Annotated in this window: 19 protein-coding genes; 12 read left to right on the top strand and 7 right to left on the bottom strand. The window is 49.4% G+C overall.

From position 1 onward, the window contains the following. From ACXAGX_RS00900 to ACXAGX_RS00910, 3 genes are all read left to right on the top strand, one after another. The gene (locus tag ACXAGX_RS00900) at nt 1-1,584 is read left to right on the top strand and encodes a M48 family metalloprotease (RefSeq protein ID WP_474836001.1); all 1,584 of its coding nucleotides are present in this window, start codon (nt 1-3) and stop codon (nt 1,582-1,584) included. Between the two features lie 254 nt (nt 1,585-1,838). Continuing rightward, on the top strand, nt 1,839-2,828 hold the full coding sequence (locus tag ACXAGX_RS00905) for a substrate-binding periplasmic protein (protein ID WP_474836003.1): 990 nt from the start codon (nt 1,839-1,841) through the stop codon (nt 2,826-2,828). 524 nt (nt 2,829-3,352) lie between these two features. Continuing rightward, nucleotides 3,353-3,508 carry a hypothetical protein gene (locus tag ACXAGX_RS00910; RefSeq protein ID WP_474821973.1) on the top strand — a complete coding sequence of 52 codons (156 nt, stop codon included), beginning with the start codon at nt 3,353-3,355 and terminating at the stop codon, nt 3,506-3,508. 11 nt (nt 3,509-3,519) lie between these two features. Here the strand turns inward: ACXAGX_RS00910 and ACXAGX_RS00915 are convergent, their stop codons facing one another. Next, nucleotides 3,520-4,305, bottom strand: a complete 786-nt coding sequence (locus ACXAGX_RS00915) for an RMD1 family protein (protein WP_474821976.1) — start codon at nt 4,303-4,305, stop codon at nt 3,520-3,522. Between the two features lie 321 nt (nt 4,306-4,626). Between ACXAGX_RS00915 and ACXAGX_RS00920 the strand changes: the two genes are divergently transcribed. Next, nucleotides 4,627-5,133: an O-acetyl-ADP-ribose deacetylase gene (locus tag ACXAGX_RS00920; protein WP_474821980.1), complete on the top strand. Its 507-nt coding sequence runs from the start codon at nt 4,627-4,629 to the stop codon at nt 5,131-5,133. Between the two features lie 172 nt (nt 5,134-5,305). Then, the gene (locus ACXAGX_RS00925; RefSeq protein ID WP_474821984.1) at nt 5,306-5,974 is read left to right on the top strand and encodes a YitT family protein; all 669 of its coding nucleotides are present in this window, start codon (nt 5,306-5,308) and stop codon (nt 5,972-5,974) included. Nucleotides 5,975-6,615: 641 nt separating this feature from the next. On the opposite strand, the gene alr is transcribed toward ACXAGX_RS00925, so the two are convergent. Next, the gene (gene alr / locus ACXAGX_RS00930) at nt 6,616-7,689 is read right to left on the bottom strand and encodes an alanine racemase (protein ID WP_474821988.1); all 1,074 of its coding nucleotides are present in this window, start codon (nt 7,687-7,689) and stop codon (nt 6,616-6,618) included. 129 nt (nt 7,690-7,818) lie between these two features. On the opposite strand from alr, the gene ACXAGX_RS00935 reads away from it, so the two are divergent. The 4 genes from ACXAGX_RS00935 to ACXAGX_RS00950 are packed head-to-tail and all read left to right on the top strand — an operon-like array spanning nt 7,819 to nt 12,953. Further along, complete coding sequence (locus ACXAGX_RS00935) at nt 7,819-9,390, top strand: sodium:solute symporter (RefSeq protein ID WP_474836005.1); 1,572 nt, start codon at nt 7,819-7,821, stop codon at nt 9,388-9,390. A gap of 32 nt (nt 9,391-9,422) precedes the next feature. Then, a complete protein-coding gene (murQ, locus tag ACXAGX_RS00940; RefSeq protein ID WP_474821994.1) occupies nt 9,423-10,358 on the top strand; it encodes an N-acetylmuramic acid 6-phosphate etherase in 936 nt (311 codons plus the stop codon). After that, on the top strand, nt 10,355-11,575 hold the full coding sequence (locus ACXAGX_RS00945; protein WP_474836007.1) for an exo-beta-N-acetylmuramidase NamZ family protein: 1,221 nt from the start codon (nt 10,355-10,357) through the stop codon (nt 11,573-11,575). The genes murQ and ACXAGX_RS00945 overlap by 4 nt, the downstream gene beginning before the upstream one ends. A gap of 22 nt (nt 11,576-11,597) precedes the next feature. Further along, nucleotides 11,598-12,953 carry a M14 family zinc carboxypeptidase gene (locus ACXAGX_RS00950; RefSeq protein WP_474836009.1) on the top strand — a complete coding sequence of 452 codons (1,356 nt, stop codon included), beginning with the start codon at nt 11,598-11,600 and terminating at the stop codon, nt 12,951-12,953. An 18-nt stretch (nt 12,954-12,971) separates the two neighbouring features. On the opposite strand, the gene ACXAGX_RS00955 is transcribed toward ACXAGX_RS00950, so the two are convergent. Further along, complete coding sequence (locus tag ACXAGX_RS00955; RefSeq protein WP_474836011.1) at nt 12,972-13,892, bottom strand: dioxygenase family protein; 921 nt, start codon at nt 13,890-13,892, stop codon at nt 12,972-12,974. A 121-nt stretch (nt 13,893-14,013) separates the two neighbouring features. After that, entirely contained in the window at nt 14,014-15,156 is a 1,143-nt protein-coding gene (locus tag ACXAGX_RS00960) for an acyltransferase family protein (protein WP_474822010.1), read from the bottom strand. 116 nt (nt 15,157-15,272) lie between these two features. On the opposite strand from ACXAGX_RS00960, the gene pbp4b reads away from it, so the two are divergent. The 3 genes from pbp4b (at nt 15,273) to ggt (ending at nt 21,000) form a co-directional block, all read left to right on the top strand. Further along, nucleotides 15,273-17,729 (top strand): penicillin binding protein PBP4B, encoded by a 2,457-nt coding sequence (gene pbp4b / locus ACXAGX_RS00965; RefSeq protein ID WP_474836013.1) that lies wholly within the window; start codon nt 15,273-15,275, stop codon nt 17,727-17,729. 189 nt (nt 17,730-17,918) lie between these two features. Beyond that, nucleotides 17,919-19,295 carry a Na+/H+ antiporter NhaC family protein gene (locus tag ACXAGX_RS00970; RefSeq protein WP_474836015.1) on the top strand — a complete coding sequence of 459 codons (1,377 nt, stop codon included), beginning with the start codon at nt 17,919-17,921 and terminating at the stop codon, nt 19,293-19,295. Between the two features lie 4 nt (nt 19,296-19,299). Then, nucleotides 19,300-21,000 (top strand): gamma-glutamyltransferase, encoded by a 1,701-nt coding sequence (gene ggt, locus ACXAGX_RS00975; RefSeq protein ID WP_474836017.1) that lies wholly within the window; start codon nt 19,300-19,302, stop codon nt 20,998-21,000. Nucleotides 21,001-21,023: 23 nt separating this feature from the next. Here the strand turns inward: ggt and ACXAGX_RS00980 are convergent, their stop codons facing one another. The 3 genes from ACXAGX_RS00980 to ACXAGX_RS00990 all read right to left on the bottom strand — a co-directional run bounded on the left by ACXAGX_RS00980 (nt 21,024) and on the right by ACXAGX_RS00990 (nt 24,293). After that, the gene (locus tag ACXAGX_RS00980) at nt 21,024-21,440 is read right to left on the bottom strand and encodes a VOC family protein (protein ID WP_474836019.1); all 417 of its coding nucleotides are present in this window, start codon (nt 21,438-21,440) and stop codon (nt 21,024-21,026) included. 9 nt (nt 21,441-21,449) lie between these two features. Next, a complete protein-coding gene (locus tag ACXAGX_RS00985) occupies nt 21,450-22,847 on the bottom strand; it encodes an aldehyde dehydrogenase family protein (protein ID WP_474836021.1) in 1,398 nt (465 codons plus the stop codon). Nucleotides 22,848-22,994: 147 nt separating this feature from the next. Next, nucleotides 22,995-24,293: an adenylosuccinate synthase gene (locus tag ACXAGX_RS00990; RefSeq protein ID WP_070126580.1), complete on the bottom strand. Its 1,299-nt coding sequence runs from the start codon at nt 24,291-24,293 to the stop codon at nt 22,995-22,997. Nucleotides 24,294-24,350: the final 57 nt, after the last annotated feature.

A 24,350-nucleotide genomic window follows, 5' to 3' on the forward strand; every position in this document is an offset into this window, starting at 1 on the left:
ATGAAGAAATTCACGGTTTCACTATTGATGATGCCTCTGCTTCTCTTAGCTGGTTGCCAATCCACCGTTGAAGGCATTAGCAAATCCATGGGCGAACTCATAGGAGGGCCACTCCATGAAGATTTTGCGGGCAAATTCATCGAGCAGGATGACGTAGACGAATACAAACAGCGGGACGATGCACTCACCGGTGAAGGTCGCCTAATCAGTTATTCTGGCCTGGATATTCCCGCCAATCAAATTCGCCAATCCCATCTTGTAGACTCTCCTGAATTAAATGCCTATTTAACCAGTGTACTGGATAAGATTGTGGCGCAGTGGAGCGGCACGCCAGTAAAAATGCAAATTCAGGTAGTACATGCGCAGTCTTTCGCGCCTTATGCCGATGCCTACGGCATGATAAGCATGCCGCTTGGCGCGATTAATAATGTGGAGAGTGAAGACGAACTCGCTCTGCTTATCGCCCATGAGGCAAGCCATATTTTACTTCGTCATCATGAGCGCGATGCGGTTGTCCAACAAGACAAGAAAAATGTGGAGATGCTGGCATCGGTAGTGGTTGCCGCCAACGTGGTAAGAGATACCGAGCTAACGAAGGTGGGAGGAAAACATCAATTAACCTACAACGCCAGTCAGCAAGGACAAAAAAATATCTCCAAAGCCGCAATTTACAACACGGTGATTCAATCACTCTCGGACAGTGTTTGGAATACCGCTTGGCAGCGTACGCAAGAAGGTGAGGCAGACTTGCTCGGCTTCGACATGGCACTGGCAGCAGGCTACTCCCCGAGAGCCAATGCCCACATACTTCAGCGTTTAGCAGACTTCCAAGGTAAGCAAGAAAACATATTGGCTGTGTTTTGGGACCAGAAGAAAGAGGCGTTAAGTGCTGCCTTTGAAGAAATGAACGTAAATTCCATGGTAGTCGAAATTAACGACACTGTGATGGGCGGACTCAAGAATGGATTAGGTTTCGCGTCGGAACAGTTCAAGCAGCTGCATAACTCACCGGAAGAGCGTGATAAGTCGATAAGAGAATATGCCCGACGAGAATATAAACCGAATATTCGTCGCCGTGTAAACAAAGCAAGTTGGAAAGAGGTTAAAGCTAATCCGCAAGTTGCATCACTTTTACAAAGCTATAATAACGCCTTTGCAGCTTCCAATGCGCTGGCCAACAATAATCTGGTAGACGCTGAACGCCTGGCAAGGGCAGCCGTTACCTCACAAACCTCTGGACACCCCTACATTCGTGAGGTCATGTACAACTTAAGAACGGCGCAAGGCAATAAAGTTAAAGCAGAGCAGAATTTGGCTTTAGTTAAACAATGGAAGTATGCATCACCGTCGCTTTTTGAAACAAAGATCCAGCATGATTTTGAACACCATAACTATGATGCCGCATTGGAAAGCATTACGTTGGCAGAGGAAATTTTCGGTAGCAACAGCAAGTTCATCGTGCAAAAAGCCGTTGCGTTATCCAATCTGAGCAAAACTGACGAAGCATTAGCAGAGCTCGATAAGTGTGTAAAATATGACGAGGTAAAAGAAACCTGTGAGGCATTGAAAGCCCAAGTCAGCTAGTTAACCATAGCGGTACCTACAGTCATATGGCCCGCCATGTACCTGTAGGTACTGATTTCGCTAAACGAGATAAAGAGGTAGAAGAATATAACGGGCTAGCGAGATATCGATACCACTATCGCTTTCCACACAATTCACTCTCAACTCCCCCTCACACCATACCAAAGGTGGTTTTCCCCGGATTTCTCGATTAACTACTACACTTTTACAGTAAATACCGATACGGTAGAGACTGACTTATCAGGAAGTAGTTGATGATTAAGGTAATTAATTACGTTTTATTAATATTCATCAGTAGCCTGTCCGTAGCCAACGGTGCGGATTTGAAACTAGGTGCCTCTCCACTTGCCACATACGTAGACGACGAAGGAGAACCGGCGCGGCTCAACGCCATTGTCGGCGAGGCATTTCGCCGGATGGATACCAATGTCGAGTTAAATGTAATGCGTAGGGCCTTTCTTGGCGGTGCGATAACAACAGGGAAGCTGAATGGCGAATACGCATTTATTAGCCTTGATGCGCGAAGTGATAACTACCACTATTCCGCCAGCTATCTACCACTTAATTTCTATGTTGTATCCAAACGCCCTGACGTAAGCGAAATTAAGTTGTTGCCTCAGCTTCAGGATTCTCGAATCGCAATTGAAAACCGCTTCGCCAATACAGATGAATTTCGCAAAATTGCCACGGTGAAGTGGTCGCGTAATCCCACTACGTTCGATGCCTTTCGTCAGTTTGCCGATGAACGCGCACCACTACTTATGACGACCGGGCTATTAGCCGACGAATTTAACAAGCTTTTGTTAGCCGACAACGAAGAACTGACATATCGTTCACCCTCTCCCCTACTTCGGGCAGGCTTTCATGTAGCAATAAGCAAGAGTACGGAAAGCAGCAGTTCATTAGTAGCAGCCTTCGATAAAACCATCTCTGAGATGCAGACGGACGGCAGTTACAACCGCCTTTTGCAAATTAGTTGGCTGACAAAAGATATTAATAACGACGGTGTAGCAGACTTCATTTCGAGCTCAGCGGTTGCCCATTTAGATGAAGCACCTTCTAAGGCGAGTACCTATGCCCTTGATCGCACATCACCTTCACCGCAATCGTTGTTTGTGATTGATAATGTACGCTATGCAAATTGGGCGGAGGCCACAGCCGCTCTGGGCTCACAAACCACGTACACTGCCCCTAAAAGCTTGCTTGATGAAGATATATACAAAAAAATTATACACCAGTGGTAGTTTATAGTTAATGCGTATATAGCATAGATATGCTTGAAACTTGCGCTGAACCTCCTATATTTAAAAGGGTTCCCCGCATAAGTATTCGATAAAAATTCTTTATCGTGGTGAACTAAATTTCTCTGTAACACGTTAGACATATTACTGTCATAATTATATGATAGTGACGGGTAAACCACAGGAGGGCTCTTTTATGAATGCATTTACCAAGTCAATTTCGCGTTTTTTTGAGCGGGCCCATCCATATACAGTTGCTTACTATATTGGAAGGAAAAATGCTGAGAAGATTTTTGATTGCAAAATCAAGAAGAAATCCAAGCTGCTCGCTGAATGTGATCACTAGTCTAAACACCCGATAAACAGGTCTTATTTATAAGGCCTGTTTTTATATGAGTAGCTTCTACAGCATTCCCTTCCTGAAAGACCACATCGCCCACACATTTTGTAAAACTTTTCGCCTGTTTCTCATCCAGTCTGTCTGCTAGGTTAAACGATAGGTTCAATAAGACAGCGGAAACACCCCAATGAATAATTGCAACAAGCTAAAAGTCACTACTGGTATCCTTTGGGCTGCAGCTATCCTTGCCGCAGCCATTCTAGATGCTCCCGCCTTTCTCACTTTGATCCTGCTACCTGTTTTAGGCTACACGTCGGTGAGAGCTGTGGGCAGTCACACGTAATCAAATGGGCATCAGCCCTGAAGTAACGTTGTTAGCTCATGCGCACCAAACATGATAATTTCAAATGCGATCAGAATAATGATAATCCACTCGAGGAATGAAGAGTGTTTATGTTTCACTTCGTCGGCCAGCATTTGAAACAATTCATGTATCACGTTTAGCTTATTCGATAGCAGATCCACCCGCGGCCTGATATCAAGATACTTCATGGTTGCGTTGTACGCCTCTTCGTATTCCGGGTATTCCCAGAAAAACTCTGGGGTATCCAGCAAACCATAATGCAAAAAGATATCACTTTTCGTGCTGAACAAATGCCCACGAATGCTTGCCAGGCGCTTACTGCTCAGATTAATTTTGCCAGTTTCTGCCAGTGTTTTTGGTAGGTGCGCATATTGCTCAATAGTCTGTTCGGCCTGATATTCAAACTCGTTTAATTTTGTCGACTGCGCGAGAGCGTGACTCACCGCCAATCGCAGCAGCATTTCGTCTCCTGGTAAGGAGATCAGGTCGCCATGTAACTTTAATGCAGGCGCGCCAACTTCGAAACGGACATGCTCCTGATGTTCTCCAGACAATGCTTCGCCACTGATTTGCAAGCGGTGTAAAAAAGCCAGCCTTTCGTCTTCATCCACGCCCCAAAAAACCAGTACACCATAATCAAAAATCCAGCCCTCACCACCAGGAAGTAGCAGTTGAACAGCATCGCGGAATCGTGTGCCATGCTGCGACTGATTGATTTTTTGGGTATCAGAAACCGACAACACATACACGGAAACTCGATCATTAGAGAAAATCATATTGATTCCCACAAGTGATTAAAAAACGGCCGATTATGCGCCTTATTTTGGCTTTCTCCTAATAAATTAAATTCATACATTTCAATTACATAAAAGGTATCTATAGTTATCCCGCCTCAAATTCAACCCGTAGTATGCCGCTTTTTCTGATCAACTATGAACCAGCGCCAAATAACGTGGAAACAGCGCATGAAACTGTGGCGTGGAAACTGCAATCCATAGGTGAAATATGGCGCTAGACGGCTGTATCCGGCAAACACTGTTACTGATTAACGACAGAATGGGGGTTTTGCAGAATTTTGTCCGCGTATTGAGGATTACATGGCAACGATTGAGTTATTTGATGGGGATATCACGCAGCTTCGGGTGGATGCCATTGTAAATGCAGCAAATTCGTCATTGTTAGGCGGCGGAGGTGTTGATGGGGCCATTCATCATGCTGCAGGCCCCGAACTGTTTGAGTTTTGCAGAAACCTAAATGGCTGCCCAACGGGAGAGGCTGTACTAACACCCGGCTTTCAGCTTCCCGCATCTTATATCATCCACACAGTAGGCCCTGTCTGGCGCGGCGGCGGTAATAATGAAGACAGTCTATTGGCAAAATGTTATCGCGCTTGTCTTAATATCGCTAGCAAGCATAATTTTCGTACGATTGCCTTTCCTGCAATAAGCTGTGGCATTTATGGCTTCCCCGTGAACATGGCTTGCGAGATCGCCCTTGGCAATATTCGCTTGCATGCAAGTAGAGGCCAAAGCCCTGCTAAAGTTATTTTGTGCTGCTACGGAGACGACGTCAGGAATGGCTTTCGTCGTCTGCTTGGTGACTAGTTCAGCCTCTTCATCGACATAGTTCATTAACTGTCCAATTTACACTTTTATCACACGGCGTAAATCATTCATTCCACACTCACCGGAATTGGGAAGTGCAAAATTTAACCAGCAGCTTACTTCGCATTGATGCCTCCGTATAATACCGGCTTTTAAAAATCAGGGGCTATCAATGCAGAAACCAAAACACAGTGTGGTCGAGGATCTCTTCGCGTTAGTCAGCGCCGGACTTTTTGTCGCCTTTGGGCTTTATCTCTTCCAATCTCAGGATCTTATGGTGGGCGGCGCTGCGGGGCTTGCGCTACTCGGCACATATGCACTGCCAATCAATTTTGGTTTGCTGTTTTTTGTTATCAATGTGCCCTTTTATGCGCTGGCCTGGACACATATCAGTAAGCGATTCACCATCAATACCTTTATTTCCGTTACCACGGTGTCGTTACTCACAGATATCATTCCTCAATTTGTGCAAATCAATAACGCCAACCCCATCTTCACTGCCATTTTCGGTGGGATCTTACTGGGTGTAGGCATGTTGATTATGTTCCGTCACAGCTCAAGCATGGGCGGACTTGGTATTCTGGCTTTTTATCTGCAACAGCGATTTTCCATTCGCGCGGGTACATTTCAACTGTCTATAGACACCATTATCTTGCTGTCGTCACTGCTGGTGCTCGACTGGAAACTGGTACTGATGTCGGTATTGGCTGCATTCTGTTTGAATATGGTGCTGTCGCTTAATCACCGACCTGAACGCTATATCCTGCCGGGGATCACCAGCGAAGATGAGCAAGAAGAAGCATCACCGATGGATGACCGGGACAGCGCGACATCACGTTAATTAGGGCAACATGAGAACCGGGTGAAATTGAGTTAACTCTGCCCTTTTCTTCCCGCTTTGCCTGTACGATCTAAAAGCCCGGCTAGTTGCCGGGCTTTTTCTATTTGAATTAAGATTTGGATTTGGCTTTCGGCTTCGCCTGTGGCTTAGTCGATTGTTGTTGCGGTACAGGCCGTGAATAAGCACCACGGTTCACTCTCGCTCTACTATAACCAGTTCTCATAACTTACCTCACAATGAATGTCAGAAACGGTTTCCATACTGCAGCAAGGCGTCCAGCATTTATCCAATCAACTATAGGATGGATTTAAGAATCTGGCCGCTATCCTTTCGACTAACCTTGCTGGTACCGCGTCCGCGAGGCGAAATGACAGAACTTGCATCGGAACTGAGAGATTTTATTCTAACGAATTAAGAGAATTAGAATAATAAGCAGTCTGAATAATGGAAATGAGAAAGTGGAATCTTTGCCTGCTCGCGGTACAAAATCATACTGTGGGCTGACTAAAAAGTTTTCAATAAGCGAACGCCCAACCAACATAAATTGTCGCTAAATGGTAGCCTGAGCAACTTTATTTATTTGCAGAATATTCTATGTATTCGCTCGCAACTTAACACTTTAACCTACCGAAACCGGGGGATTAGATGTGTCTGACGATGCGTGGAACCCGTTGAGACACACGGGTAATAAGTTCATACGAAATTGTCCCCGCACAACGGGCGATTTCATCCACCAGCAGCTGTTTTCCCCACAACTCCACAAAATCACCAATGGCGACATCCGCAATGTCGGTCACATCTATGGTGATCATATCCATGGAAACGCGGCCAGCCAACGCGGCGCGCTGCCCTTTTACGATTACTGGGGTGCCACTGGGCATATGACGAGGATAGCCATCGGCATAACCAATGCCGACGGTTGCAATCAGCGAGTCCCGTTCTGCTTGCCACGTTTGGCTATAGCCCACTGTTTCACCGCTTTTTACTTTGCGCAGCGCAATAATACTGGCCTGCAACGACATCGCGGGCTTTAATGCTAATCCACTGGCTTCTGAAAGCGGCTCGGCACCATACATGGCAATACCAATTCGATTCCAGTCACCTCGGCTTTGTGGCCACCCTACTGTACCCGGCGAACTGGCAATACTCACGTCTAACCCGGTCGCTTCACGCACTTTATTAAACGCGTGCAGTTGCGCTACCGTGAAGGAGTTTGCGGTATCATCGGCGCAGGCCAGATGCGTAACCAGAACAGAATCGGCATCGATAATATCGCTGTACTCGCTTACCAACGCTGGTACACGCTCACAATCAAAACCCAACCGATGCATGCCAGAATCTACCTTCAACCAGACTTTTGGTTTCCGGCCTTCCCGGCACTGCCTTACCCATTCCAGTTGTTCCCGTTGATGAACCACCAGCGTGCAGTTTTCTCGTGCTGCCAACTCACATTCGAGCGCCTGATGCGGCCCTTCAAGCACAACAATAGGTGCACGTACACCGGCTTCACGAAGCAATAACGCTTCTTCAATAATGGCCACGGCAAAAGCAGCGGCTTCATTGCGTAATATCCGTGCAACACTCACCGCACCATGTCCGTATGCATCGGCTTTCACCACCGCCATATTCTGCCCGTTTCCAGCATACTTTTTCATTAAACGGAAATTGTCTTCAATGGCATCAGCGTGAATGATAGCGCGAGTTTGTCTGCTCAACGGCGGTGTGTCCTGTCTGCGGTTGGAAAGTTAAGCATATTACAATGCTGGGCTAGATCCGGCTATACATATTAGCCGGAATACACTATCGTGGGGCAGCTAACAGGCTGATAAATATAGCGGGAAGGTATGCTCGGGCATTATGCGGTAATGGATTTGCTGGTCTTTGCGGGATATGGCCTCCTGCTTGTTACCAGTGGTTGGTTATTCAACCGCAAGAATCATTCAGCAAAGGACTACTTTCTTGGCGGAAACACCATGCCCATGTGGCTAGTGGCAATCTCTGTACTTGCCACCTCGCAGTCTGCCGCAACGTTCCTGGGTGGTCCAGATCAAGGTTACCGGGGCGACCTCACTTACCTCTCAACCAACATAGGTGCCTTCATCGCTGCGTTCTTCGTGGCTGCGTTTCTGATCCCGCGTTTTTATAAACAAAATGTTTATACCGTTTACGAACTGCTACAGCAACGCTTTGGCGAGTCAGCCAAACAACTGGCTGGGGCCATGTACTTGTTCGGACGCGTGTTTGCCAGTGGTGCCAGACTCTACATGGCCGCACTGGCAGTCGCCATGATCCTGTTTGGTAATATCGATGCTGAAAGCGTGATAATTTCCACCATTATCATCACTGTAGTTGGTTTGGTATATACCGTTTACGGCGGCATTCGCACGGTAATCTACTCCGACGTACTACAAGCCGCAATTTATATCGGCGCCGCCGTGGCCGTTATCGTTGCCCTGCTAAGTGCTATCCCCGTATCGCATGCTGAAATTATTGCTGCATTGGAAAACCCGGCTCCGGGCGAAACATCAAAACTGCTGTTGTTCAATACCGATATCGACTTCAGTAACAGCGGTGTTTTTAGCCTGCTGTCGGTCTTTACCGGGTTTGTGCTACTCAACATAGCTGCATTCGGACTCGATCAAGATATGACTCAGCGTGTACTCACGTGCAAAAATGCAAAAGAAGGCAGCAAAGCCATGTTGCTCTCGGTGGTCATGGTAATACCGGTGATGTGCCTGTTTTTGATCATCGGACTATTACTTTATGTATATTATCAACGCCCTGATCTTATGAGTAGTCTTGGTGCTGATGAACCCGTGCCCACCTTTGCTGGCAAGCCAGTGACTATTTTTATGTACTACGTACTTAACGAAATTCCCGATGGCGTGCGTGGTCTGGTGACGGTAGGCATTCTGGCAGCGGCATTATCAACCCTGAATTCCGGGCTGAATTCTATGTCCAGTGTATTGATTCAAGACATGTATCGCCCCTGGCTGGAACGGCGTAAGCAAAAGCGCAACGATAGCCATTTCGTGAAGGCGGGCCGTATTGCGATGGCATTCATGGCGTTGGCATTGGGCAGCATGGCATGCCTGTGCTTCTATTGGCAGCAATACACCAACACGCCGCTGCTGCAATTTGCCCTGGGCGTGATGGTATTTTCCTACAGCGGGTTGCTTGGCGTTTATTTTATTACCCTTTTCACTGAACGCGGCAGTAAAAACTCAGTGATTTGCGCCCTGTTTGCGGGTTTCTGTGTACCTCTTTTTATGCAACCCTATGTAATGAAAAGCGTGTTGCCTGAAACCTGGGGCATTGAACTCGGCTTTACCTGGCAGTTGGTCATCGGCACAATAGTTTCCACTGTCATCTGTGCCGCGGGTAATACCCGACAACGCAATGAGACAGCAGCATAAACACCGAAAACAAGAGATAAAAAGGCCACAACATGCAGCCAGACAATCATCAGGACACTTCAGCCCTTCTCGCTCAGCTAAACAAAATTGCTTCTGAAGGGCGAAATCCTGACACCATGGATATCGATTTGCTCTCAAGCGAAGGTATTCTGCAGAAAATTAATCAGCAAGACGCGCTCGTTGCAGGCGCTGTGGCCACCCAAATTCCACATATCGCCGCCGCGGTGGATACCATTGTTGAGCGTATCAATCGCGGTGGCCGATTGATTTACATTGGCGCGGGCACCAGTGGCCGTTTGGGTATTCTGGATGCAGTAGAATGCCGTCCCACATTCAGCACGCCCGACTCGCTGGTATTGGGCATAATCGCCGGTGGCGAGAAAGCCATTCAACATGCCGTAGAAGGTGCCGAAGATGACAGCGCACAGGGTATTCGGGATGTAAAAGCGGTGAACATCAGTGCCGATGATATTTTAGTTGGGTTATCAGCCAGTGGTCGTACACCTTATGTGGTAAGTGCGCTCACTTACGCCAACCACATTGGTGCGGGCACGGTTGGCATTGCTTGTAGCCCTGACACGGTTTTACTTCGCACGGCGAAAATCAGCATTTGCCCGGTTGTCGGCCCGGAAAGCCTAACGGGCTCTACCCGGATGAAATCCGGTACTGCGCAAAAGCTGGTACTCAACATGCTGAGCACCGCCACCATGATCCGCCTCGGGAAAACCTATCAAAACCTGATGGTAGATGTGAATGCCACTAACGAAAAGCTACGCGCCCGGGCAGTGCGTATTGTCATGCAGGCCACCGATTGCAGCGAGGAACAGGCAAGTTCCGCATTGGAGGCCGCTGGACAAAAAGCGAAGCTGGCGATCTTGATGATCCTCACCCATTCTTCTGCCGACGAAGCCCGCACTTTGCTGGCAAATAACGATGGTTTTCTTCGCCGCGCTGTGGGTGCCGAATGATGACAAGCAAGTGCACTAAGCCCGCGAAAACCGGACTCGCAGTTAGCCTTCGGCGCATCCGTTGGTGTTTGTCTGCCACAACCTTCTTTGTGTTCTCACTGCTTTGTTTTTCCGCAACAGCGCTGACAATAGGCGCAGCGCAGCCAGATTTATACCTGCACCAACTGCAAGGGAAGAAAGTAGCACTAGTCGTTAATCAAACGTCAGAAGTCAAAGGCACACATCTGGTAGATTATCTGCTTGATAAAGACGTGACGATTACCAAAGTAATGGCCCCTGAACATGGGTTTCGCGGCGACGCCGGTGCCGGGGAAACCATCTCCGATGGTGTGGATACCCGCACCGGCCTGCCGGTTTTATCGCTGTACGGTAAAACCAAAAAACCCAGCCCAGAAATGCTGGCTGATAGCGATGTGATTATCTTTGATATTCAGGACGTGGGAGCGCGTTTCTACACCTACATCAGTACCCTGCATTTAGTGCTGGAAGCTGCCGCTGAGCAGCAAAAACAGGTCATCGTACTCGACCGTCCTAATCCTAATGGCATGTTCACCGATGGCCCTATTCGTGAGGAAGGTTTTGCGTCGTTCGTGGGAATGGATCCCATTCCATTATTGCACGGCATGACCGTCGGCGAACTCGCGCAGATGATGCGCGGTGAACAATGGTTTAATCAGGCCGATGCGCTAGAGCTACTTGTGATCCCGGTGGCAAACTACACCAAATCGATGACATACGATTTGCCGGTTGCGCCCAGCCCTAATCTGCCAAACGCACAATCGATACAACTTTATCCTTCGCTGTGCTTATTTGAAGCCACCACCGTTAGCGTGGGCCGCGGCACGCCGTTTCCTTTTCAGGTTATCGGACACGACAAAGTGGCGCTGGGCACGTTCTCTTTTACCCCGGTGAGTATGCCGAACAGTGCGCCTTCCCCTAAATTGCAGGATGTGAAACTCCGTGGTCAGGATCTCCGCCGTGCAGCAAATGAAGGTTTCGATCTCACCTTGCTGCTGCAGGCTTTTAATCAATTTAAACAGGCTGGCGAGCTATTCATCGACAGACCGGATTTCTTCGACAAGCTAAGCGGCACTGATGCACTCAGAAAAGCGATTGAAGCCGGAGAGTCTGAACAGCAAATCCGTGCAAGTTGGCAGCCCGCGTTGAAACAATTCAAACAACAGCGCCAACCCTACCTGCTGTATCCCGAATTCTGAGTCGGCTAAGGAAACCATAACCATGACGGCACATCCTCTTATTTCAGTAGCCAACATCGTAGAGGCGTTTGATGCGATGCATTGGCGGGAACTGAACAAAGTGCACCTTAACGCCAGCGACATTGCGCCGGTGATGGAGATATTGGCTCAGAATGAGAATATTCGGATGGCTGATATTGGTGCATCCTTCGAAGGACGGCCCATTAAACGCTATTCCGTAGGTACAGGTGACAAGGTTATTCTGGCCTGGACACAAATGCATGGCGATGAACCTACCGCGACGGCCGCTGTACTCGACTGGCTGCAAATATTAACCTCTGCCCACGCGTTGGCGCTTTCTGGTTTACCTGCAGACTGGATGAATCAGGTTACCCTGCACGTGGTGCCAATGTTAAACCCGGATGGTGCGCAGCGCCGCACCCGAGTGAATGGTCAGGGAATTGATATTAATCGCGATGCCAAAGCATTGCAGTCTCCAGAAGGTCGGCTGCTGCATGATCAGGTAAGCGAACTTAAACCGGATATCGCCTTTAACCTGCACGATCAGAACCCGTATTACACTGCGGGGACTTCATCGAGCCCAGCGACCATTGCGTTTCTCGCCCCGGCGTATCACGAAGATAAGCATGTGGACGGCCCGCGTCTGCGCGCTAAGCAACTTATTGCGGGAATGGCAGATGTTCTGAGGCACTATATTCCTGGCTGCATTGCCCGCTACGACGACACCTATTCATTCCGGTCGTTCGGCGACAACATCGCCGCAACCGGCGCGAGCACGATACTGATTGAAAGTGGTGCTGCCAAGCAGGACCCTAACCGCCAGGTTGCCCGTAAAATGAATGTGATTGCTCTGCAGTCGGCGCTGGAGGCTTTTCTCAATAATACGGTGAATCGCTATTCCCTGGCTGATTACTATCGCATCCCTGAAAATCGCGAAGATGGCTTGTGTGACATGAAGCTGTATAACCTAACTATGGGTGGCGATCTTCCCTATCTTGCCGATATCAGCATACTTATTGACGGCAAAACTGACACAGGTACAGTCGGCGCCATTGGCGATTTGCGCACAATCAGTGGGTTTACCAACATAAATGGGCAAGGGCTGAAAGTGCTGCCTGAGAAGGGATTTGAAGTAGATTCCCCGCTAACGCTGAATGATGAAACTTACCTGAACTTGCTAAAAGCAGGGTTTAGTTATTTTATTGATACGCAGAACCAACTCAGCATAACGACCACAATGCCTGTGCAAGTGGTCGCGACAGCACCGGTGGCAACGCCATTACTTCCCGGTGCACCCGCTTATTTTATTGTGGGCGATTCGCACAGCAACCAACCGTCAGCGGCGGTGTTAAATGGTCGCTGGCACGCGCTAGGGTAACCTACTCGTTGTAGCGTATTAGGCAGAGATCATTATACGCTTATACGCCAGTAACGAGCCATCTTCATTCTGTTCAAGGTTGAACAGATACTCGTCATAGTCACTGCCAAATACGGTGTCGCGCGCCAGTAGGGTATCCGGCGCACCGTGATTGATGTAATCAGAGTGCGACGTACAAATCTCAGTACAGAAATCATCGTCGAACCCAAACTGTGAAATCAGCTGATCGTTGTTATTATTTTTCACTCTGAAGTGAATATGTATAGCTCGGCTGGCATACCAGCCAGGGAAACAAGTGGCAAAGTTAACCCGGCCACTGCTGTCTGTCACAGCAATTCCCCGGAACCAGCGTGCTTGCAGCGCTTCGGCATCATTACCGGTACAAAACGAGGAATTAAAACCGTTGGTATCGGAGCTACCCGTTGTATCACCGGAGTAGATACCTTCCACATCACAATGCCAAACCTCAATTTCATAACCTACCAGCGGATTACAGCTGGCGTCGGTGAGTTGCAGGCAAAGCTGCATTGGCAGACCGGTTTGCCCTTCTGAAATATCATCCAGGTAATCAGAATCGAAATAGCATGGACCTTCTGTTTGCTGCCCGGTGAGTTGCACCGTACAGCTCGCGCTATCTTCAAATATGCTGTCGTCAGGAAAACTGGCGGTCATGGCATCGGTACCACCACTCAGCCAGCTACCGTTGTCTGCCGTTACCGTGGTGCCCGTGCTGGTTCCTCCGGTTCCTGTGCTTGTGCCACTTGACCCCGTTGCTGTAGAGCCCGATGAAGATGCGGCTGTAGAGCCGCTACCACCGCCACATCCTGCAAGCATCATTACCGGTGCCGCAGCGGCAAAAGACGCCAGTTTTTTTAGTGTCTTTCGTCGTTCTGTGAGTATGCCTGACGAGGATTTAGTAAAATCTTTAGATTGCGTCATGGTGAAGTCCTGCCTGTATATAAATACGCTTGAATATACTGTGTTCGACAGGAATTTCGCGCTGTTGTCCGAATTTTTACCAAACCTTTACCCAGACTGAATGCGTCTTTACCTGTATCGCTTACACCCTTATAAACCAGCGTTTTTTATACAACCACCAGGTTGGGATGAACATCACTAAAAGAAAACAAATGGCAAACACCAACGAGGCATTGTAGGGGGAGAAATGCGACAGGAAATACTGCTCGAAAAAATAAGATTTAAGCGGTTTTCCGTGAACCGGGATCATAAACAACAAGCGAGCGACAATGCCCGAGAGCATAAAGAAAAACAGGCTGTTGCAGCCAGCAATCAGGAAGGGTTTTGTCCATACGTGCTTGCCGGAACGGTTCAGTGCCACCTCAAGCAACGCCAGCAGTAACATAGAAAGCCCGGCAGTAATCAACACGAAGCTTGGGCTCCATAGTGCTTTATTCACTGGGATCCACAGTACCGCAACTAACCCAAGAACCAGAGTTGCGATTGCGGGCAACCAGAGCGATTTTCTGCCAGCGCCATTCACCTGCGATTGCTGTAACCAGTTACCGCCTATAACCCCGAAAAGACAACTGGCCACCGCGGGAAGCGTGCTTAGTAAACCCTCCGGGTCGAAGGGAAACGGGGTGGCACCGCCATAATAAACATGATGCACACCCAGTACATTGGCATCCAGCCAGGCAGCAAAACTGTTTCCGAACAGCCAAAGCCCCTGATACACCTCGCCGTCGTTACCGTGGTAAGGGATAAACGTCATCATCGCCCAGTACAGCAGCAATAAACCGATGCACCAGACAATATATTGACGAGCAGGCACATACAGCACCAGCAAAGCGGTAAGCAGGTACACCAGCGCCAGGCGCTGCAGTACCCCCATCACCCGAACATTCATAAATCTGTCTGCGAACCAGTTAAATTCACTGCTGTAGGGGTTATAGAAGAAAAGTGCGAGAAACAATCCGCAGGCAAACAAGATAGCACTTCGACGGAGAATGCCTGGAATGATGGCCGTTCGCTCGCTGCCAAGTTGTCGTCTCACACTCAGCGCCAGCGATGCCCCCATCGCAAAAATAAATAATGGAAACACCACGTCAGTGGGAGTTAGCCCATGCCACTGCGCATGTTTCAGAGGCCAGTAAATGGTCGCCCAGCTTCCGGGGTTGTTTACCAGCACCATCATCACAATGGCTATGCCGCGAAATACATCCAGCGATTTAAGTCGGTTCATGGGTTATCTGACTGCCTTGCCTGCCGCGCACCGCAGTGGGCGGAACTTCCTGTTTACATCAAAAGTCACTGTGATAATTTGTTGATTATCTTTGTGTTCGTTATTGGTTTGAATCGATGTCGCTTCCGCTCTGGTTTTCCCGCTCCCTATTTATGCTGCTCTCAGCAGTGGCCATGTTCGGGTGTGCGGGGCAATATCAGCAGATGCCATCGAAAAACGTCGGAGAGCGAATAAAACTGGTGGTCATTCACTATACCGCAATAGACTACCAGAAGAGTGTACACACCCTTGTCGACGAAGGCGGCCTCAGTTCGCACTATCTGGTTACCGACCCTAACGATGCCAGTTTCGACGGCGATAACGCAAGTGTTATCCAATTGGTGGATGAATCCCGGCGCGCCTGGCATGCAGGAAAAGGACAATGGCAGGGCCGCAACCATCTTAATGACACCTCTATAGGCATTGAAGTGGTTAATGTGCCGCACTGTGAGATCTCTGCCGAATACGCCAATGCCCCCGGTGAACACAGCCGACATCGTTTATGCACATATCCGGATTATCACCCGCAACAAATTGAACAAATCATCTCCCTGATGCAGGGAATACTTCTTCGCAATCCCGATATTACCCCCACCGCCATTGTTGGTCATGCTGACATCGCCTTCAGTCGTAAAAGCGATCCGGGGCCGCGTTTTCCTTGGTATCAGCTTTACCTTGCCGGCATAGGTGCCTGGTACGATACCGCCGAATTAAAGCAACACTGGGAGCAGTTTACCCCTGCATTACCCTCGGTAGGCCTTATGCAAGCTGCACTGCAAGCCTATGGCTATGGTGTTGTAGAAACCGGTATTGCCGATGAACAAACCGTTGATGCGTTATTCGCTTTTCAGATGCATTTCGTACAAGACAACGTTAGCGGCACCCTCGACAGTGAAACGGCAGCTACGCTATTTGCACTGCTGGAAAAATACTTTCCGCAAAAGCACCGCAAGTTGATGGCACGATATATCAACGAACAACAACGATTGGCCGCGGGCGCGGCAGAACCGCAGGTAAAGCTGGGGCAAATTGATGCCGTGTTCCCACAACAAGATCGCTCTACCCGCACCGAGGTGAACGACAAGCTTGGTTTTAAAGCCTTCAAAGGTCGGGGCGAAATGCTACTGACGCCTGCCTCCACAACTCAGGCGCAGATAAAGATAAACGGGGAATTGCTTACCCTCGACGACCCGCTTGAAGCCGGACAAACCTATGCCTACTCGCTGCAGCGACGCACGCACACTGGCACGAATACCTTTGAGCTTGTAGCCCTCAGTGCACAAGACGATACCCTGCAAGTTGTCATTCCCTGGCCCGTGCTTACCGATGCCACGCAGAAATGGCAAAGCAAATTTACAGAAGTCGATAAGCTGATTAATCAGGATATTGAAGACGGTTTTCCTGGTGCCGTTTTACTGGTTATAAAAGACGGCCAAATAGTAAAGCGCACGGCCTACGGCAACGCACTTAAGTTTAATGAAAATGGGCAGCCACTCGCTAATCCGCAGCCTATGATGCCAGGTACATTATTTGATGTGGCTTCTAACACCAAAATGTTCGCCACCAATCTGGCGCTAATGAAGCTGGTGAGTGAAGGCAAGCTGAATGTGGACACGCCGCTTTATCATTATTTACCGGAATACACCGGTGATGGGCGTGAAGCGCGTACTGTACGGGATTTACTCAGTCATCACTCTGGCTACGGCCCGGAGGTGCGCTTTTTCGAACCCGGTCCAGGCCGGATGGCGAAATTTAAATCCAGAGATAAGCAGCACACCTCAACATTACTGACCACCGCGGTGCCGTTTCGTGAAGGCAATCGCCAACACACCGCTTATAGCGACACCAATTTCATGCTGTTGGGATTACTGGTTGAACGCATCACCGGTATGTCGCTCGACCGCTATTGCGAGCAGTTTATTTATGCGCCACTTCGACTGAACCACACCCTGTTCAACCCGCTGAAAAAAGGCATACTGCCATCCCAGATTGCCGCCACAGAAATCAACGGCAACTCACGCAGTGGCCATATTACCTTCCCGGGTATTCGCACTCACACACTCAGAGGTGAAGTGCACGATGAGAAAGCCTGGTACAGCATGGGCGGCGTGTCGGGTCATGCCGGGTTGTTCTCTAACGTAGACGACTTCGCCGTGCTCATGCAAATGCTGATTAATGGTGGTGGCTACGACAAAGTGACCATGCTGGATAAAGACACCCTGTCGCTGTTTACCGCACCGTCTTCAGCAAACCCGGGCTTTGGCCTGGGCTGGCGCCGGGCAGCAGACGGACGTAACCGCTGGCATTTCGGCCCGTATGCCAGCAGCACGGCCTTTGGACATACCGGTTGGACTGGCACAGCAACCGTTATAGATCCGGCACAGAATTTAGCCATTGTGTTGTTCACCAATGCCCGTCACACACCGGTGGAAAGCACTGCTAATGGCGGACTTACATTTGCTGGCAGTCAGTTTGAAACCGCAGGCTACGGCAGTGTTATCACGCGCATTTACGAAGCCTTGCTGAATCACTAAGTAAGGAATGTGGGCGTTCAGAAAGACTCACCAATAAAAAGACTGGCGATAGTCACCAATTGTCAGGTACGCTAACTCTATTCCGTAAAAGGAAATATTCACTCTGCCCGTGGGTGTGAAAACACGCTCTGTGTTCCCCGCGTTCGGCAACACATATAAAAACGAAAATAATTGCAGGATCACATATTCATGGATTGGGTTTCAATCATCCCTCCTCTTGTCGCCATCTTGGTGGTGTTCTGGAAAAAAGAAGTCATCATGGCGTTGCTGTTGGCTGTACTTTCAGCCGAAGCGCTAATCTTACTGAGTGTGACCGGCGATACATTGGCCTTGGCGCCGATTCATGCCATTGAACGCACCATTGATGTGGCTTCCAGCCCGGGGAATACCCGCATATTGATTTTTTCTGTACTGGTGGGCGCCCTACTGGCTTATATCCGTGATTCTGGTGGTGTTACCGCCACCGTGGAGTGGCTAACCAGCCGAGGCATCGCTAAGAACAAACGCCAGGTGGGTGGGCTTACCATGTTTACGGGCATCGCCGTGTTTATTGAATCAAACCTGAGTGTACTTACTGCTGGTATCTTTGCTCGGGGCCTGTTCGACAAGTACAAAATGAGCCGTGCGCGTTTGGCCTATATTATCGACAGCACCAGCGCCCCCGTCTGTATTCTGATTTTACTGAATGGTTGGGGCGCTTTCGTGCTCAGCTTGCTTGATGGTTACGAACTCGAACAAAGTTCAGCAAGCATTCTGTGGGGCACGGTACCGCTCAACTTTTACGCCCTGATTACCCTGGCGATTGTGGTGTACACCATTGTGAAAGACAAAGTGCATGGTCCCATGGCAAAAGAAGAAAAAGCCATGAGTCACCTTGATACCGTGCTCAACAGTGAGCCTGCCACCAAAGCCCGTTTCATGGTTGTGCCATTGCTCACCATGGTGGTAAGCATGGTGGGCTTCATGCTCTGGACCGGCAACGGCGTACTGGCCGACGGTAGCGGCAGTAAATCCGTGCTATATGCCACGGTATTGGCAACCGCGGTGGCTTATTTCCTGTTAATTCTGCATAAACGTTTTAACCATCACCAGGCGGTTGAAATTGGTTTTAAAGGAATGGGCGAGCTGCTGCCACTGGTCACCATAGTGTTGCTTTCGCTAACATTAGGAGCCAGCCTGAAAGTACTGGGTACCGGCGTATTCGTAGCGGGACTGGTTGGTGAGTACTTACCGCTGGTACTGATTGTACCCATGCTTTTTATCGCGGGTGCCATTATGTCGTTTACCACCGGCACTAGCTGGGGCACGTTTGCGATTCTGATCCCCATAGGTGTGCCTTTGATCCAAAGTCTGGGCCTGCCACCATCACTTGTGATTGCCGCCATTCTCGGTGGTGGCGTGTTTGGCGACCACTGTTCACCCATTTCAGATACCTCTGCGGTATCTTCCCTTGCAGCTGGCTGCGATCTGCTCACGCATATTCGCACTCAATTGCCCTATGCACTCACCGCTGGCGCGCTGACACTGTTAGCCTATGTTGTCGCCAGTATGATTATGATTGGATAACTTCATGCGAATAGTTCTGTTAAGTCTTCTGCTGTGCGTCGTCACGGCCTGTTCCCAGGAAAAAGTGCCGGCGGCAGATATCACGCCACCGGTTATTGCGAGTCAACAGGCGGTGTCGATGCCAGACACCTTTGCCGCTGACGCCGCCATGGCGGTATTAAATGAAGGTGGCACAGCGGTTGATGCAGCGATTACTGCGCAATTCGTGCTGGCGGTTACCTTCCCTGAAGCTGGCAACATTGGCGGTGGTGGCTTTATGACCATCTACATGGACGATGAAGCGGCGTTCATGGATTACCGTGAGATGGCACCGGCCGCGGCTCACCGCGATATGTACCTGGATGAAAATGGTGATGTGAAAACCGAAGAATCCCTGTTTGGCGCTAAAGCGTCAGGCATTCCGGGTTCTGTGGCTGGCATGTGGGAAGCCCATCAACGCTTCGGTAAACTGCCTTGGAAACGCCTGGTACAACCTGCGGTAGACCTCGCTAAAAACGGCTTTAATGTACCTGAGAAACTCGCCGACCACATTACCCGTTACATGGCCCGCATGGAAGAACAAGGGATCAGCAGCAACTTCGAGCAATTCTTTGGTGAAGCAGCGACAGCGGGTGTGCTGTTTAAACAACCCGAGCTGGCTGCCGCCATGGAGCGTATTCGCGACCAGGGGAAAGATGGCTTTTACGAAGGTGAAACGGCGCGCCTCATCGCTGAATTCATGGCTGCCAACGGCGGTTTGGTCACAGAGGCCGACTTACGTAGCTATCAAGCTAAATGGCGCTCGCCAATTGTCTATCCATGGCAAGACTACAAGCTCATTACTGCGCCACCACCCAGTTCTGGTGGTGTAGCGGTTGCGCAGTGGATCAGCATGCTTAATGAAGTTCTGAAGCAACAGAAACTGCCAGACCAAAATAGTACTGCGTACATCCACTTGATGTCTGAAATTGGTAAGCGGGTTTTTGCTGATCGCGCTGAGTACATGGGCGACCCGGATTATGTTGAAGTACCCGTTCAGGCGCTGATCGATCCTGAGTACATTCAGGCCCGTGCCAGCGAAGTAAACCCTGACGCTATATCAGTGACTGAAGAAGTAAAGCCCGGTTTATATGAGAGCCCGGATACCACGCACTTCTCGGTGATGGATAAATGGGGCAATGCCGTGGCGAACACCACTACCATAAATCTGTCTTTCGGTTCAGGTGTCGTGGTGGAAGGCGCTGGCTTCCTGCTCAATGACGAGATGGATGATTTCAGTGCTAAAGCGGGTGTGCCCAACTTCTTCGGTGCCATTGGCGGTACCGCGAACGAAATTCAACCCGGCAAGCGCATGTTGTCGTCGATGACGCCGACCATTGTACTAAAAGGCGAACAAGTGAAGCTGGTGACAGGCTCGCCTGGCGGTACAACCATTATCTCATCGGTGGCACAAAGTATTCTTAATACGCTGTTTTTTGATATGACAGCGGAAGAAAGTGCCAACAGTCCGCGCTTCCATCATCAATTGTGGCCAAAAGACACCATCGCCTATCATGAAGGTTTAGATGCTGCTGTTGTTTCTGAACTTGAAGCCATGGGTTACACCATGAAGCAAAGTAACTTTGGTGATGTACATCTTATCAAGCGCACCGATAACGGGCTGGAAGCGGCGTCTGAGGCACGCGGACGCGGAAAGGCGATGGTAGAGGAAGCGCCTCTCGACTGAGAAGGCGCTAGCAGCTTTTTGCCTTACACAGCAAACAGCTGTGATAACGATTTAAACGCCTTAAATTCCAGCGCATTTCCGGCGGGATCGTGAAAGAACATGGTAGCCTGTTCACCAGGCTGCCCTTTAAACCGCACGTAGGGTTCAATAACAAACGCCGTACCCGCAGCTTGTAGCTTATCTGCCAGTTCCTGCCAGTCTTCCATATCCAGCACCACGCCAAAATGCGGCACCGGTACAGCATGACTGTCTACTGGGTTATGTTGCGGCGCAGAAGGCATTTCATCAACACAATGGGTTACCAACTGGTGGCCGTAAAAATTCCAGTCGATCCAACGTGTATCATTACGACCACGCTCGCAGCCCAAAAGCTCACCATAGAAAGCGGCAGCAGCCTCGAGATCGTTCACAGGAATAGCCAAGTGAAAGGGTTGTGGCATATGAGTTCCTTATAATAATTTCTTTAACAGCCAGAGTTTCCAGCTTGAATACGGCGCATAGCGAACTTTCACGTCCATCTTTGTTGAGCGGTGCATAACGCTTTTTAAATGCGAAAAAGTATCGAACCCGTACTGGCCATGATAGCGCCCCATACCACTGGTTCCAACACCGCCAAACGGTAACTTCTGGTTAGCCATAAACATCATGGTATCGTTCACGCACACGCTACCCGCGCTGGTTTTTGCCAGTACGCTGGCTTCGGTTTTATCGTTTTGCGTAAATAAGTAGAGTGCCAGGGGTTTTGGGCGGGTTACTACGATGTCGCAGGCCTCAGCCATATCCTCTACGGTAAGCACCGGCAGAATAGGACCGAAAATCTCCTGCTGCATCAGGTCACTGTCGTAAGACGGATTTAATACAATGGTGGGCGCGATTTTAAGCCTTGTGTCATCGGTTTCGCCGCCCGCCACAATTTGCATTTCATCGAGAAGTTTGCTCAATCGCTGAAAGTGGCTCGCGTTTACAATTCGCCCGTAGTCGTTACTGTTTATCGGCGTTTTACCATACTGATTTTCAATTTCCTGACGCAAGGCAACCACCAGTTCATCCGCCACTGATGAAGCCACCAGCACGTAATCTGGCGCAATACAGGTTTGCCCGCAGTTCATCCACTTGCCCCACACAATGCGTCGTGCGGCAATAGCAATGTCACTTTGCTCATCGACCAGACAGGGGCTTTTGCCACCAAGCTCTAACGTTACGGGCGTAAGATATTGGGCAGCAGCCGACATGACAATTTTGCCAACCACTTCACCGCCAGTATAAAAAATATGGTCCCAGCATATGGCTAACAAAGCCTGAACTGTCTCTTTTCCACCTTCCACCACAGCAATGGCTTGCTCGTCGAGATACTGAGGTATCAGCGTTGCGAGTAAGGCAGAACAGGCGGAAGACAACTCACTGGGCTTGAGTATCGCGCAGTTACCTGCTGCCAAGGCAGCGATAAACGGCGCCAATATCAACTGAAGCGGATAATTCCACGCCCCGATAATCAACACTGTGCCCAGTGGCTCCGGCAACAGATAGCTTCGACCGGGTTGCGCTGCCATCGGCGTCGAAACCGGTCTGAGCTCAGCCCAGTGCTGCAAATGCTTGAGGGTGTGGCGAATGTCTGACAACAAGAAGCCTATTTCGGCTGTCCAGGCTTCCGTTTCCGACTTATCAAGATCGTCATTCAGTGCCTGGATAAGCGCAGGTTCATTGTCGCGAAGCATTTTCTCAAGTTGCTTAAGCTGTGCTTTCCGCCATGCCAAATCACGGGTTTTACCATGGCTGAATGTCTTCTTTAAACGGCTGTACACCGCGTCGATATCTTGAGCGGGAAATGAGTAGGCACTTTCGGTCATGCACAATGCTCCGGTTTCAGACTTTTCGTTGTTTCCGATCCCACTTTACTTTATCGGGAAATTGTCTTTCCAGTTAATTTTATTGGCGCAGAAACAACAAAGCCTGCTCGATGAGCAGGCTTTGACTATTTACATGACGTTTTTCGCTTACGCGTCATATGGGTGACGCAGAACGATTGTCTCGTTACGATCAGGTCCTGTGGATACGATATCTACCGGAACACCGGTGATAGCTTCAAGACGAGCGATATAGTTTCGCGCTTCCTGAGGCAGCTTGTCATAATCAGTTACGCCAAACGTGGTTTCTTTCCAACCCGGCATTTCTTCATAAACAGGCGTTACCAGGTCGTAACCATCGGCAGCCATTGGCGGTACGTCTTTCACGTTACCGTCGGCATCTTTATAACCCACACAAATTTGCAGCGTATCGAGGCCATCCAGTACGTCCAGCTTAGTCAGACAGAAACCGGTAATGGAGTTAATTTGAACGGCGCGTTTCATCGCTACGGCGTCAAACCAACCTGTACGACGCTTACGGCCGGTGGTCGCGCCAAACTCGTGACCTTTCACACCAAGGTGCTCGCCTACATCGCAATCAAGCTCGGTAGGGAAAGGACCAGAACCTACACGTGTAGTGTACGCTTTAACGATACCCAGTACGTAGTCTAGTTTCAGTGGACCAAAACCCGCACCCGTCGCAACGCCACCCACAGTGGTGTTGGAAGAGGTAACGTAAGGGTAAGTACCGTGGTCGATATCAAGCAGTGTACCCTGTGCACCTTCGAACATGATTGGCAAGCCAGCTTTATGGGCTTTGTCCAGTTCGTCAGTCACATCAACAACCATCGCTTTTAAGATGTCGGCTACAGCCAGTGCTTTTTCGAGGGTTTCGTCGAAATCAACAGCAGGTTCGTTATAGTACTGCGTCAGTGTGAAGTTATGTACATCCAGCACTTCTTTCAGTTTGGCAGCGAAATCTTCTGCATTAAACAGGTCGCCAACGCGCAGACCACGACGAGCAACTTTATCTTCGTAAGCCGGACCAATACCACGACCGGTTGTACCAATCGCTTTCGCACCACGCGCTTTCTCGCGGGCAACATCAAGGGCAATATGGTAAGGCAGGATAAGCGGACAGGCTTCGCTGATTTTTAAACGTTCACGCACTGGAACACCACGCTCTTCAAGCATTGTGATTTCAGTCATTAGTGCGTCCGGGCTAAGTACCACGCCGTTACCAATGATGCAGGTAACGTTATCACGCAGAATACCGGAAGGGATTAAGTGGAGGACAGTTTTTTCACCGTCAATAACCAGTGTATGACCGGCATTGTGGCCGCCCTGATAGCGAACCACGTATTTTGCGCGATCTGTTAACAGGTCAACGACCTTACCTTTACCCTCGTCACCCCATTGAGTGCCGAGTACCACAACGTTCTTTGCCATGAATCTAGTGTGTAAAAAAATTAGGCGGGGATTCTACCAAAGATCTCGCCTGTTGAT

This window comes from Alteromonas sp. ABV4_515 (genome assembly GCF_056160345.1).